The organism is Pseudomonas sp. YA1 (assembly GCF_058680555.1).
In genome coordinates, this window is record NZ_JBZWBG010000002.1 from 280,905 (window position 1) to 294,443 (window position 13,539).

A 13,539-nucleotide genomic window follows, 5' to 3' on the forward strand; every position below is an offset into this window, starting at 1 on the left:
TCGACCCCTGGCCCGGCGGCCGGGACACCGCGCGGCCATGAAAAAACCGCCCGAAGGCGGCTTTTCCATGGACTGTTGCGGCGCTCAGACCTGCGGGCGCATGTGCGGGAACAGGATCACGTCGCGGATCGACGGCGAGTTGGTCAGCAGCATCACCAGGCGGTCGATGCCGATGCCTTCGCCGGCGGTCGGCGGCATGCCGTATTCCAGGGCATTGATGAAGTCGGCGTCGTAGTGCATCGCCTCGTCGTCGCCAGCGTCCTTCTCCTTGACCTGCAGCATGAAGCGCTCGGCCTGGTCCTCGGCGTCGTTCAGCTCGGAATAGGCGTTGGCGATCTCGCGGCCGCCGATGAACAGCTCGAAGCGGTCGGTGACGCTCGGGTCTTCGTCGTTGCGGCGGGCCAGCGGCGAGACCTCGAAGGGGTAGCGGGTGATGAAGTGCGGCTGCTCCAGCTTGTGCTCCACCAGTTCCTCGAAAATCATCACCTGCAGCTTGCCCAGGCCTTCGTGGCCGAGGACCTTGGCGCCGGCCTTCTTGGCGATGGCCCGCGCCTTCTCGACGTCGTTGAGGTCGGCGGCGGTGATCTCCGGGTTGTACTTGAGGATCGAATCGAACACCGACAGGCGCACGAACGGCTCGCCGAAATGGAAGACCTTGTCGCCGTAGGGCACGTCGGTGGTACCGAGCACCGCCTGGGCCAGCTCGCGGAACAGTTCCTCGGTCAGGTCCATGTTGTCTTCGTAGTCGGCGTAGGCCTGGTAGAACTCGAGCATGGTGAACTCGGGGTTGTGCCGGGTCGAGACGCCTTCGTTACGGAAGTTGCGGTTGATCTCGAAGACCTTCTCGAAACCGCCGACCACCAGGCGCTTGAGGTACAGCTCCGGGGCGATGCGCAGGAACATGGCCATGTCCAGCGCGTTGTGATGGGTCTCGAACGGCTTGGCCGCGGCACCGCCGGGGATGGTCTGCAGCATCGGGGTCTCCACTTCGAGGAAACCGCGCTCGCTGAGGAAACGGCGGATGTGGGCGATGACCTGGGAACGCACGCGGAAGGTGTGGCGGGTTTCCTCGTTGACCATCAGGTCGACGTAGCGCTGGCGGTAGCGCTGCTCGGTGTCGGTCAGGCCATGGTGCTTGTCCGGCAGCGGACGCAGCGACTTGGTCAGCAGGCGCACGCTGGTCATGTCGACGTACAGGTCGCCCTTGCCCGAGCGGGCCAGCACGCCTTCGGCGCCGATGATGTCGCCCAGGTCCCAGGTCTTGATCTCGGCCAGGGTTTCTTCCGGCAGGGTCTTGCGGTTGACGTAGACCTGCAGGCGCTCGCTGCTGTCCTGGAGGACGATGAAGGAACCGCGGTTGAGCATGATCCGACCGGCCACCTTGACCGGAATCGCTGCGGCTTCCAGCTCTTCCTTGGTCTTGTCGGCGTACTGTTTCTGCAGGTCCGCGAAGTAGGCGTCGCGGCGGAAGTCGTTGGGGAAGGCGATGGCCCGGGCTTCGCGCACGGCGGCAAGTTTTTCCTTGCGCTGGGCGATCAGCTTGTTTTCTTCCTGTTGCAGTTCGTGCTGGTCGAGTTGTTGGTCGCTCATGGTCTTGGTGGTTCCTGGTTAGGCTCTCTTGCCTGTGGAAACGGATTGCGCAACAGGGGCGAAAAGCGTAGCGAACGCCGGCCAGGCAAGGCGGGAAATGGCGAGGACACGGAGTTCACGATCGTAAAAAACGAGCAGTCCGAACCATTTTCCAACGCGGCCTGGCCAGGCGCAGCAGCTTTACAGCCCCTGTTTGAGGCTGGCTTCGAGGTATTCGTCTAGATCGCCGTCGAGCACCTTGTCGCAGTCGCTGCGCTCGATACCGGTACGCAGGTCCTTGATCCGCGACTGGTCGAGCACGTAGGAGCGGATCTGGTGGCCCCAGCCGATGTCGGACTTGGAGTCCTCCAGGGCCTGGGACGCGGCGGTACGCTTCTGCATTTCCAGCTCGTACAACTTGGCCCGCAGCATCTTCATCGCAGTGTCCTTGTTGGCGTGCTGGGAGCGTTCGTTCTGGCACGCCACCACGGTATTGGTCGGCACGTGGGTGATCCGCACCGCCGAATCGGTGGTGTTCACGTGCTGACCGCCCGCGCCGGAGGAGCGGTAGGTATCGATGCGCAGGTCGGCCGGGTTGATCTCGATCTCGATGTTGTCGTCGATTTCCGGCGATACGAACACCGCGGTGAACGAGGTGTGGCGACGGTTGCCGGAGTCGAACGGACTCTTGCGCACCAGGCGGTGCACGCCGATCTCGGTGCGCAGCCAGCCGAACGCGTACTCGCCCTTGATGTGCACGGTGGCGCCCTTGATGCCGGCGACCTCGCCCTCGGACAGCTCGATGATAGTGGCGTCGAAGCCGTGCTTGTCGGCCCAGCGCAGGTACATGCGCAGCAGCATGTTGGCCCAGTCCTGGGCCTCGGTGCCGCCGGAGCCGGCCTGGATGTCCAGGTAGGCGTTGTTCGGGTCCATCTCGCCGCTGAACATGCGGCGGAACTCCAGCTTCTCGAGGATCTCGCGCAGACGCTCGACTTCGTTGGCGACGTCGTCGACGGCGCCCTCGTCGTCTTCCTCGACCGCCATGTCCAGCAGGTCGCGGGAATCGGCCAGGCCGCTGGTCAGATCGTCCAGGGTTTCCACCACCTGCGCCAGCTGGGCGCGCTCGCGGCCGAGGTTCTGGGCGTATTCGGGGTTGTTCCAGACGTTGGGGTCTTCAAGCTCGCGGTTTACTTCGACCAGGCGATCATGCTTCTGATCGTAGTCAAAGATACCCCCGAATGGTCTGGGTGCGCTCGGAGAGGTCCTTGATGCTGTTGAGGATCGGGTTGATTTCCATGGCTGGCGCTCACTCGCGGGAAAACGTCGAAAAGCTGCGAAGTATACTGCACTTGCGCCCTGCGGGCAGTACGCCGGCCTCTATTTAATGCCGGCCGGCGACGCATGGCCGCCGCGCGCCACTCAGCCCGCCGGGGCTGGCGGCACCGGCTGTTCCATCAGGCCAACCTGGTTGCGGCCATTGTTCTTGGCCTGGTAGAGCGCCTGGTCGGCCATCTCGATGAGAACCCGGAAGGTCTGTCCGCCGCCGCCCGGCACCAGGGTGCTGACGCCGATGCTGACGGTCAGGTACGAGCCCGGGCGTGGCTGGTCGTGGCTGATCTGCAGGCTCTCCACCGTACGCCGGACCTTTTCCGCCAGCAGCCGCGCGCCGCCCGGCGAGGTGCCCGGCAGGACCATGGCGAACTCCTCGCCGCCATAGCGCGCCGCCAGGTCCGAGGAGCGACTGCAGCCCTCGCGGATGGCCCCGGCGACCTGGCGCAGGGCCTCGTCGCCGGCGACGTGGCCGAAGGTGTCGTTGTAGCTCTTGAAATAGTCCACGTCGATCATCAGCAGCGACAGTTGCGACTGCTCGCGCAGCGAGCGGCGCCACTCCATCTCCAGGTATTCGTCGAAGTGACGACGGTTGGAGAGCCCGGTCAGGCCGTCGGAGTTCATCAGCCGCTGCAGCACCAGGTTGGTCTCCAGCAACTGCTGCTGGCTCTCGCGCAGCGCCCGATAGGCCTCGTCGCGTTGCTGCAGGGCGATGTACGAACGCGAGTGGTAGCGGATCCGCGCCACCAGCTCGATGGCGTCCGGCAGCTTGACCAGGTAGTCGTTGGCGCCGGCGGCGAACGCCGCGCTCTTCACCGTCGGCTCTTCCTTGGTCGACAGGACGATGATCGGGATGTCGCGGGTCGCCGGGTTGCCGCGGTAGGCGGCGAGCAGCGTGAGGCCGTCGACGCCGGGCATCACCAGGTCCTGGAGGATCACCGTCGGCTTGATCTGGTTGGCCACCGCCACCGCCTGCTGCGGATCGGAACAGAAGTGGAAGTCGATGCCCGCCTCGCTCGCCAGCGAGCGACGCACAGCCTCTCCGATCATGGCCTGATCATCGACAAGCAGTACCATGACCGCGCCGTCCAGAGGGGCGCCCAGGTCGGTCTTGCTCTCATGAGGGTTGTGCATGTTTCTCTCCGGGACCGGGGCCCCTCGTATCAAATTGAATGCTGTTCCACGCACCGCCACGGCGGGCGCCGGCGCCTACCCTGGCGCCTGACCGGACTCGCGCCCGGCTAATCGAATACCTCCGCCAGGCGCGGGGCGATCTTTTCCAGGGAAAGGATCTGCACCGCGGCATCGATCGCCGCCGCGGCCTTCGGCATCCCGTAGACCGCGCAACTGGCCTGGTCCTGGGCGATGGTGAGGAAGCCGCGCTCGCGCATCTGCTTGAGGCCCTGGGCGCCGTCGCGGCCCATGCCGGTCAGCAGCACGCCCACGGCGTCGCCACGCCAGTAGTTCGCCACGCTCTCGAAAAACACGTCGATGGACGGCCGGTACACGAAAGAACGCGGTTCGGCGGTGTACACCAGCGAACCGTTGCGCAACAGGCGGATGTGATTGTTGGTCCCCGCCAGCAGGATCTGCCCCGGTATCGGCGGCTCGCCATCGCGCGCCAGGCGCACCGGCAGCTTCGATTCGCTGGCCAGCCATTCGGCCATGCCGGCGGCGAAGACCTCGTCGACATGCTGCACCAGCACCACCGCGGCATTGAAACTGGCCGGCAGTTGCTTGAGCAACACCGCGAGCGACGCCGGACCGCCAGCCGAGGCGCCGATCGCCACCAGACGCTGGCGCGCCCCGCCGGCCTTCGGCGGCACCACCTGAACCTTGCCGCGGTTATCGCGCTGGCCGATCAGCCAGCCGACGTTCTGAATCTTGCGCAACAACGGCGCCGCCGCCGTTTGCGGGTTGCCGATGCCCAGCGCCGGCGTGTTCACCGCATCGAGCGCGCCATATCCCATCGCTTCGAAAACCCGGTGCACATTCTGCTCGATATCGACGGTAACAATCACGATCGCGCAAGGACTTTCCGCCATGATCCGACGAGTTGCCTCGACGCCGTCCATCACCGGCATGAGCAGGTCCATCAGCACCACGTCGGGCGTATCGGCGGCGCACTGGGTCACCGCCTCGGCACCGTTGCTGGCGACCCAGACGATCTGGTGCTGCGGCTCGAAGGCCAGCGCGCGGCGCAGCGCCTCGACGGCCAACGGCATGTCATTGACGATTCCGATCCTCAACCCTGTGCTTCTCCGATCAGGACGACGACGGCATCCAGCAAGGCCTCATCGTGGAAACTGGCCTTCGCCAGATAATAGTCGGCGCCGGCGTCGAGACCGCGCCGACGGTCCTCCTCACGATCCTTGTAGGACACCACCATCACCGGCAGCGACTGCAGGCGGCTGTCGCGACGCACCAGGGTGACCAGTTCGATACCGTCCATGCGCGGCATGTCGATATCGGTGATGAGCAGGTCGAAATGCTCCGAGCGCAGGGCGTTCCAGCCGTCCATGCCATCCACCGCCACTGCCACGTCGTAGCCGCGGCCGAGCAGGAGCTTGCGTTCCAGCTCACGCACCGTGAGCGAGTCGTCGACCACCAGGATGCGCTTGCGTTGCGCCCCGCCGGCCTGCCGTCGGCTGCGATCGATGCGCTCCAGGCGGCCGCTGCTGAGCAGCTTGCCGACCGAATGCAGGAGGTCCTCGACGTCCAGGATCAGCACCGGCGAACCGTCGTCCAGCAAGGCGCCGGCGGAAACGTCGCGCACCTTGCCCAGGCGCGGATCTAGGGGCATCACCACCAGGGTGCGCTCGCCGACGAAACGCTCCACGGCGACGCCGTAGACTGCATCGCGGTCGCGCACCACCACCACCGGGATGGCCCCTTCGGTGCGGCTGCTCTCGGGCCGCTGCAGCAGTTGCGCAGCCGAGACCAGGCCGACATGGCGCCCCTCGTACCAGAAGTGCTGGCGACCTTCGAGCTGGACGATCTCCTCCGCCTCCAGCTCGCACATGCGCTCGATGTGCGCCAGCGGAAAGGCGTAGGCCTCCTCGCCGATCTCCACCACCAGGCTGCGCACCACGGACAGGGTCAGCGGCACCTCGACGTGGAACAGCGTGCCCTGCCCCTGGCGTTGCTCCATGCGCACGCCGCCACGCAACTGGCGGACCATGTGCTGCACGGCGTCCAGTCCGACGCCGCGACCGGACACCTCGGTGACCTGCTCGCGCATGCTGAAGCCGGGCAGGAAGAGAAACGCCAGGAGTTCCTCCTCGCTCAATTGCGCCGCGGTCTCGGCGGTGGCGAACTGGCGATTGAGCACGGTCTCGCGCAGGCGCTGCAGATCGATGCCGCCGCCGTCGTCGCTCAGTTCCAGGACCAGCATGCCGGCGTGGTGGCGGGCGCGGATGGTGATCCTGCCCTCGGCCGGCTTGCCGGCGGCGAGGCGGGTTTCCGGCGCCTCGATACCGTGATCGACGGCATTGCGCAGCAGGTGGGTGAGCGGCGCTTCGAGTTTTTCCAGGACATCCCGGTCGACCTGGGTGCTTTCGCCCTCGACCAGCAGGCGCACCTGCTTGCCCAGCGAGCGGCCCAGGTCGCGAACCATCCGCGCCTGGCCGCTAAGGACGTCGGCGAACGGTCGCATCCGCGAGGCCAGCGCCGCGTCGTAGAGCACCTGGGCGCGCTGGCCGCCCTGCCAGGCGAACTCGTCGAGATCGGCGATGTGCTGCACCAGCATCTGCTGGCATTCGCCGATCAGTTGCCGCGCCTCGCCGAGCATGGCCTGGGCCTGCGGGTCGAGGGCGGTTTCCTGGACCGTCTCGCGTACCACGTCGAGCGCGCGGCTGGCGCTGGACTGCAGGCGACGCAGGCGTTGCAGGGAATCAGCCAGCGGCTTGATGCGCTGGAACTCCACCAGCGACTTGCTGGAGATATCCAGCAGCCGGTCCAGGCGCTCGGCGGTGACCCGCAGGACCCGGCTGCGGCGCTCCTCGGCCTGTTCGCCGCCCGCCTGCCCGGCGGGCTCCTCGTCGTTGTCGTCGCTGGCGGCCGCTGACGCCGCTGGCTGCGCCTCGGGGGCCGCTTCCGGCAGGCCGGGAGTCGTCGCCGGCAGCTCCGCGCGGGCCAGCGGCAGGCCGCTGCGCACCAGGCCTTCGAGGCGCTGCACCAGACCGTCGATCTCTTCCCGCCCGGCGCCTTCGGCCCAGCCTGCGTCGCCGGCGGGCGGGGTGCCGATACGCAGCAACAGGTCGCAGCCCTGGAGCAACGCATCGATATGTTCCGATTGCAGGAGCAGGCGTCCGTCCTGCGCCTCCACCAGGCAATCCTCCATGACGTGCGCCACGCGCACGCCGGCGTCCAGCCCGACGATCCGCGCCGCGCCTTTCAGCGAGTGCGCGGCGCGCATGCAGGCTTCCAGTTGGTCGGCCTGGGTCGGGCTGCGCTCCAGCGCCATCAGGCCGGCGTTGAGCACCTGGGTCTGGGCCTCCGCCTCGAGCCGGAACAGCTCGAGCAGCGACGCGTCTCTCATCTGGTCCGGGGTCATGCCAGGCTCCGCGCTACGGCTTGCAGGAGAGGGCCTTCGTCGAGCAGGGTGATGCTCCGCTCGCGCCATTGCAGCACGCCGGCCACGTGCCGGCGCGAGGCCTGGCCGTCGGCGTGGTTGGGCGGCAGTATCCGCGCCAGCGGAATCGCATGGATGCCGTCGACTTCCTCCACCGGCGCCACCACCGGACCGCCGGCGGCGGAAATGATCAGCATGCGCGGAACCACCCGGCGCTCGCTGACCGGCGCGGCGCCGGGTTCGAGATCCAGCAGTTCGCCCAGGGAAAGACAGGCGACCAGCGCGCCGCGCACGTTGGTCACCCCTTGCAGGGCGCGCGAGCGCTGGTGCGGCAGGGAATGGATAGGGTTCATCGGCGCCACTTCCACCAGGCTGCCGGTGGCCAGACCGAACCACTCCTCGCCCAGGCGGAACACCAGGATCGAGCGCGTCTCGCCGAGGTCGCTCTGTTCGCGCTGGCTGTCCATCGTTTCGGCGCTGTCGAGCTGGTCCTGGCGCAGGGCGATGCGGTCCAGCAAGTAGGTCGCCGCGGCAGCGTAAACCTCGCAGTTGCGGCAATGGACATGCTCGGCCAGGCGTTCGCAGGACTTGTCGCCATGCACGCCAATGCGGTTCCAGCAGTCATCCACCTGTTGGGTATCGAGCAAGGTCAGGCTCGCCTCAACCATCTTTGTTCACTCCACGGGCCGCGCGTTGCTGCAGGCGCCGGGCGCCGGCATGGTCGCCGCGGGCGGCGAGCAGCGCCGCCAGGTGCGCCAGCGCCTCGGCGTGCTGCGGCTCCAGGTACAGGGCCTTGCGGTAGAAATCCTGGGCTTCCTGCTCCTGCCCGGCGACATCGCTGAGCAGCCCGAGCCAGTAGAAGACCGTGGCCGACGGCCCACGCGCGGCCAGTTGGCGCTCGCAGGCGGCGCGCGCCTCGCGATGCTGGCCGGCATCCGCCAGGCGGGCGATTTCGTCGAACTCGCCGACGGGACTGGCGAGGGGCTGGCCGCTGGCTGGCGGAACCAGGCTGGACAGGCGTTGGCGCGGTTTCGCCGGTGGCGGCGGCGAAGGCCGAACACTCGCACGTTCCGCGGCGGCGGCAACGACCGGGCGCGCTCCGTCGCTTTCCGCCTTGGGCCGCACGCCGCGGGGCGCCTCGCTGGTCCGGCGGAACACGAAAGACAGCGGCACACCGATCGGCTGCATGCCGTGCTGGCTGAGCAGGCTCGCCTCGGCCGGACCGATGAACATCGCGCCGTCCGGCCGCAACAGGCGCTTGAGCACCTCGACCACCTCGCTCTGGGTCGGGCGGTCGAAATAGATCAGCAGGTTGCGACAGAACACGAAATCGTAGGGTGCCTCGCCCGCCAGTAGCCCGGGATCGAGCAAATTGCCGCAGCGGAAGCGCACCTTGCGGCGAACCTGCTCGGCCAACTGGTAGCCATCGGCAACCTCGCTGAAATGGCGGTCGCGAAACCCCAGTTCATCGCCGCGAAAGGAATTCCTGCCGTACACCCCGAGGCTGGCGCGCTCGATCACCCGAGCGCTGACGTCGAGGGCGTCGACCTCGAACAGGTACTCGGAGAGCCCGGCATCGAGCAAGGCCATGACGATGGAATACGGCTCCTCGCCGGTGGAACAGGGCAGGCTGAGGATCCTTAGCGCGCGTCCGCCGCCCAGGCTCGGCAGGCGCTCGAAGGCCAGCCTGGCGAGGGTGGTGAACGACTCCGGGTAGCGGAAGAACCAGGTCTCCGGCACCACCACCGCTTCGATCAGCGCCTGCACCTCGCCCGGCGAGCCGTTCAGGCGCATCCAGTATTCGTCCTCGTCGTGCAGCGCGAGGCCGCTCATGCGCTGGCGTACCGCGCGCTCGATCACCGCGCTGCCCACCGAGCTGGCATCCAGGCCGATCCTGCTCTTGAGCAGGCGTTCGAAGCGATCGTTCATGCCGCCCCCTCGCCGCACTCCGGCGGGAACAGCAGGGCGCGCACTTCGTCGGGCAGCAATGCCTCGACCCGCACCCATTGCACCAGTCCCCGTGGTCCTTCATAGACCGGGCCGAGATAGCGGGCCCCGCCGTTGTCCAGGCCATAGTCGCGGAACGCCGACGGTTCGCAGCGCAGGGTATCGGTGGCCTGTTCGAGGATCAGTCCAAGCCAGACCGGCTCCCGCTCCTGGCGGGCGCGGTATTCGACCAGCACGATGCGCGTGCTGGTGCGGGCCAGCGCCGCGCGGCCGAAGGCCATTGCGCAGAGGTCGAGCACCGGGACCAGAACGCCGCGATGGGAGAACACCCCGGCGACCCATTCCGGCGCCTCCGGAATGCGCTTCAGGCGCAGCAGCGGCAGCACTTCGACCACTTCGCGGGCATCCAGGGCATAGCGGTCGCCTTCCATGCGGAACAGCAGGAACAGCTTGCTGGTGCGTCGATGATCGCCGGTGGAGCGGGACACGGTCACAGCCTCAGACTTTGAAGCGGGATACGCCGTTGCGCAGCCCGTTCGCCACCAGGTTCAGCTCATCGATGGCGAAGCTGGCCTGGCGCAGCGACTCCACGGTCTGCCCGGTGGCCTCGCCCAGTTGCACCAGCGCCTGGTTGATCTGCTCGGCACCGGTCGCCTGGGCCTGCATGCCCTCGTTGACCATCTGCACCCGCGGCGCCAGCGCCTGCACCTGCTGGATGATCTGCGACAGTTGCTCGCCGACCTGGCCGACCTCGGCGATACCGCGGCGGACCTCCTCGGAGAACTTGTCCATGCCCATCACCCCGGCCGATACCGCCGACTGGATCTCGCGCACCATCTGCTCGATGTCGTAGGTGGCGACCGCGGTCTGGTCCGCCAGCCGGCGCACCTCGGTGGCCACCACGGCGAACCCGCGGCCGTACTCGCCGGCCTTCTCCGCCTCGATGGCGGCGTTCAGCGAGAGCAGGTTGGTCTGGTCGGCGACCTTGACGATGGTGGTGACCACCTGGTTGATGTTGCCGGCCTTCTCGTTGAGGATCGCCAGCTTGGCGTTGACCAGGTCGGCCGCGCCCATCACGTGGTGCATGGTTTCCTCCATGCGCGCCAGGCCCAACTGGCCGGAACCGGCCAGGGTCGAAGTCTGCTCGGCGGCACCGGAGACTTCGCTCATGGTCCGCACCAGGTCGCGCGAGGTGGCGGCGATCTCGCGAGAAGTGGCGCCGATCTCCGTGGTGGTCGCAGCGGTTTCGGTGGCGGTGGCCTGCTGCTGCTTGGAGGTCGCGGCGATCTCGGTGACCGAGGTGGTGACCTGCACCGAAGAACGCTGGGCCTGCGACACCAGGCCCTTGAGTTCCTCGGCCATGCCATTGAAACCGGTCTCGATGGCGCCGAACTCGTCGCGGCGGCCAAGGTTCAGGCGCGCGGTGAGGTCGCCGCCGGCCATCAGGTCGAGGCTGCGGACGATCTTCTGGATCGGCTGGGTGATCGCCCGCAACAGCAGGAACCCGCAGATGCCGGCTACCACCACCGCCAGCAACAGGGTCACCAGCATGCTCAGTTCGGCGTCGTCCACCGCGTTGACGATGTTCTCCGAGGCGCGATCGGCGATGTCCTTGTTCAGCTCGATCAGCTCGTTGAGGTACTTGCGACCGTCGCGCCAGTGCTCGGTCAACGGGCCGGCGACGAGCTTGCCGGCTTCTTCGAAGCGTTTCTCGCGATACAGCTCGAGCACCTTGTCGTGCTGCTCCAGGTAGGCCTTGCGCACACCCAGGAAACCGGCGAGCAGTTCGTGGTCGCGGGCCTCCTCCGGGTTCATGGTCTTCTGGTAGGAGGCGATCTGCTGGTCCAGGCGCTCCTCGCTGGCAAGGATGCTGTCAGCCTCGGCCTTGCTCAGCTCGTGGTCGTCGGTGACGCCGAACAGTTCCTGGGTCTGCAGGTAGTTGTCGGTCCACGAACTGCGTACCAGGGTGATGAAGTACATCCCCGGCATGGCGTCGTCCTGGACACGGTAGGCGCCCTTTTCCACCGTCAACATCTTCACGTACGCAGTAGCGGCCATCAGCAGCATGATCGCGATGATCACGGCGAAACTTGCCAGGATTCGCTGGCGAACAGTCCAGTTCTTCACATTTTTCCCCAAGACTCGAGTCCGGATTCGTTCCTGCCGCCACAACGGCCCGTCAATCGCGCGGACTGTATAGGCCGTCCCCGGCACCGGCAAGCAGCGCCATAGGGTTTTCCCGCTATTGTAGGCGCTGGAAAGGCGTTTTTTGACGCCAGAAGTGTGGCAGAAAGACAAAGAAAGAAAACTGGCAAGCCAGACTTTTCTGAGAAGACAGGCACATCACGGAGGGAATGTGCGCCCCGTCCCCATGCCGGGAACGGGGCGCGATGTCACCGGTGGATATCGGTATGGCGGGTTTCGCGGAGGAACAGCAGGGCGCAGACCAGGCTGCCGCCGGTGATCAGCACCGGATACCAGAGGCCGTAGAAGATGTCGCCGGTGTACACCACCAGGGCGAACGAGACCGTGGGCAGGAAGCCGCCGAACCAGCCGTTGCCGATGTGGTACGGCAGGGACAGCGAGGAATAGCGGATGCGGGTCGGGAACAGTTCGACCATCAGCGCCGCCAGCGGGCCGTAGCAGAGGGTGGAGATCAGCACCAGGGCGAAGATGATGGCGATCACCATCGGCTTGTTCACCTGGCTACCGTCGGCCTGCTGCGGGTAGCCTGCCGCCTTCACCGCGGCCGCCATCGCTTCGGCGTCGAAGCCGGCGATCTCGGTCTCGCCGACCCGTATCCTGACGTCGCTGCCGGCGGGCGCCGCCACCGTCGAGTAGGGCAGGCCGGCCTTGACCAGGAAGGTCTTGACCTTGTCGCAGGGGCTGTCGAAGGTCGCCTTGCCCACCGGGTCGAACTGGAAGGTGCAGGTCGCCGGGTCGGCCACCACGCTGATCGGCGACTGCCGGCTGGCCTGGTCGATGGCCGGGTTGGCGTAGTGGGTCAGGCCCTTGAACAGCGGGAAGTAGAACAACGTGGCGAGCAGCAGGCCGGCCAGCAGCACCGGCTTGCGACCGATGCGGTCGGACAGCCAGCCGGCGACGATGAAGAACGGCGCGCCAAGCACCAGGGCGACGATCAGCAGACCGTTGGCGGTGCCGCCATCGACCTTGAGCACCTGGGTGAGGAAGAACAGCACGTAGAACTGCGCCGTGTAGAAGGTCACCGCCTGGCCGGCATTGATGCTGAACAGCGCGGTCAGCACCACCTTGAGGTTGCCCCACTGGGTGAAGGACTCGCGCAGCGGCGCCTTGCTGACCTTGCCCTCGGCCTTCATCTTGAGGAACGCCGGCGACTCGCGCATGGACAGGCGGATCCAGGTGGAAATGCCCAGCAGGACGATGGACAGCAGGAATGGCAGGCGCCAGCCCCAGGTCTCGAACTCGTCGCCGGTCAACTGGCGGCAAGCCAGGATCACCAGCAGCGAGAGCAACAGGCCGAGGGTCGCGGTGGACTGGATCCAGCTGGTGTAGCTACCGCGCTTGTTCGCCGGGGCGTGCTCGGCGACGTAGATCGCCGCGCCGCCGTACTCGCCGCCCAGGGCCAGGCCCTGGAGCATGCGCAAGGTGACCAGGATGATCGGCGCGGCGACACCGATCGAGGCATAGGTGGGCAGCAGGCCGACGGCGAAGGTCGACAGCCCCATCAGCAGGATGGTCACCAGGAAGGTGTACTTGCGCCCGATCATGTCGCCCAGGCGGCCGAACACCAGCGCGCCGAAGGGCCGCACCAGGAAGCCGGCGGCGAAGGCCATCAGGGCGAAGATGAAGGCGGTGGTGTCGTTGACGCCGGCGAAGAACTGCTTGCTGATCACCGCCGCCAGGGCGCCGTAGAGGAAGAAGTCGTACCACTCGAAGACCGTGCCCAGCGAGGAGGCGAAGATCACCTTGCGCTCCTCCTGGGGCGTGGTCGCAGGCACTGTGTAGGAAGGGGTCGTTGCGTACTCGGTCATTGCGGCTCTCCCGCCCCTTGTGGGGGCTCTTATTGTTGTCTGCCATTTCCGTTTTCAGCGTCGACCGCTGCGGCGCCGGGCGCCACGCGATACGGGGTGTAGCGATCC

The 13,539-nt window shown here is 66.9% G+C and carries 10 protein-coding genes; all 10 read right to left on the minus strand.

Annotated features, from left to right (window positions below):
* Positions 1-84: 84 nt before the first annotated feature.
* The gene (gene lysS, locus AC4OR5_RS03655; RefSeq protein WP_058161243.1) at positions 85-1,590 is read right to left on the minus strand and encodes a lysine--tRNA ligase; all 1,506 of its coding nucleotides are present in this window, start codon (positions 1,588-1,590) and stop codon (positions 85-87) included.
* Positions 1,591-1,770: 180 nt separating this feature from the next.
* A protein-coding gene (gene prfB / locus AC4OR5_RS03660; protein WP_010895661.1) for a peptide chain release factor 2 occupies positions 1,771-2,866 on the minus strand; the annotation gives its coding sequence in 2 pieces (ribosomal slippage) (positions 1,771-2,793 and positions 2,795-2,866; 1,095 coding nt in all).
* Between the two features lie 122 nt (positions 2,867-2,988).
* On the minus strand, positions 2,989-4,032 hold the full coding sequence (gene wspR / locus AC4OR5_RS03665) for a Wsp signal transduction system regulator diguanylate cyclase WspR (protein ID WP_003092531.1): 1,044 nt from the start codon (positions 4,030-4,032) through the stop codon (positions 2,989-2,991).
* A 107-nt stretch (positions 4,033-4,139) separates the two neighbouring features.
* Positions 4,140-5,147: a Wsp signal transduction system protein-glutamate methylesterase WspF gene (gene wspF, locus AC4OR5_RS03670; protein WP_003092534.1), complete on the minus strand. Its 1,008-nt coding sequence runs from the start codon at positions 5,145-5,147 to the stop codon at positions 4,140-4,142.
* A complete protein-coding gene (wspE, locus tag AC4OR5_RS03675) occupies positions 5,144-7,453 on the minus strand; it encodes a Wsp signal transduction system sensor histidine kinase WspE (RefSeq protein WP_058161244.1) in 2,310 nt (769 codons plus the stop codon). The genes wspF and wspE overlap by 4 nt, the downstream gene beginning before the upstream one ends.
* Positions 7,450-8,139 (minus strand): chemotaxis protein CheW, encoded by a 690-nt coding sequence (locus tag AC4OR5_RS03680; RefSeq protein ID WP_003103738.1) that lies wholly within the window; start codon positions 8,137-8,139, stop codon positions 7,450-7,452. Before AC4OR5_RS03680 ends, wspE begins: the two co-directional genes overlap by 4 nt.
* Positions 8,132-9,400: a CheR family methyltransferase gene (locus AC4OR5_RS03685; protein ID WP_031632554.1), complete on the minus strand. Its 1,269-nt coding sequence runs from the start codon at positions 9,398-9,400 to the stop codon at positions 8,132-8,134. The genes AC4OR5_RS03680 and AC4OR5_RS03685 overlap by 8 nt, the downstream gene beginning before the upstream one ends.
* Complete coding sequence (locus tag AC4OR5_RS03690; protein WP_022579730.1) at positions 9,397-9,912, minus strand: chemotaxis protein CheW; 516 nt, start codon at positions 9,910-9,912, stop codon at positions 9,397-9,399. Before AC4OR5_RS03690 ends, AC4OR5_RS03685 begins: the two co-directional genes overlap by 4 nt.
* Positions 9,913-9,916: 4 nt before the next feature.
* Complete coding sequence (gene wspA, locus AC4OR5_RS03695; RefSeq protein ID WP_058161245.1) at positions 9,917-11,545, minus strand: Wsp signal transduction system chemoreceptor WspA; 1,629 nt, start codon at positions 11,543-11,545, stop codon at positions 9,917-9,919.
* Positions 11,546-11,811: 266 nt separating this feature from the next.
* On the minus strand, positions 11,812-13,431 hold the full coding sequence (locus AC4OR5_RS03700) for an MFS transporter (protein WP_003109626.1): 1,620 nt from the start codon (positions 13,429-13,431) through the stop codon (positions 11,812-11,814).
* Positions 13,432-13,539 lie beyond the last annotated feature (108 nt).

Coding starts and splice junctions, on each gene's coding strand:
- AC4OR5_RS03685 (WP_031632554.1), bottom strand. CDS start 9,400: ATGAACGATCGCTTCGAACGCCTGCTCAAGAGCAGGATCGGCCTGGAT.
- wspE (WP_058161244.1), bottom strand. CDS start 7,453: ATGACCCCGGACCAGATGAGAGACGCGTCGCTGCTCGAGCTGTTCCGG.
- AC4OR5_RS03700 (WP_003109626.1), bottom strand. CDS start 13,431: ATGACCGAGTACGCAACGACCCCTTCCTACACAGTGCCTGCGACCACG.
- wspR (WP_003092531.1), bottom strand. CDS start 4,032: ATGCACAACCCTCATGAGAGCAAGACCGACCTGGGCGCCCCTCTGGAC.
- AC4OR5_RS03680 (WP_003103738.1), bottom strand. CDS start 8,139: ATGGTTGAGGCGAGCCTGACCTTGCTCGATACCCAACAGGTGGATGAC.
- lysS (WP_058161243.1), bottom strand. CDS start 1,590: ATGAGCGACCAACAACTCGACCAGCACGAACTGCAACAGGAAGAAAAC.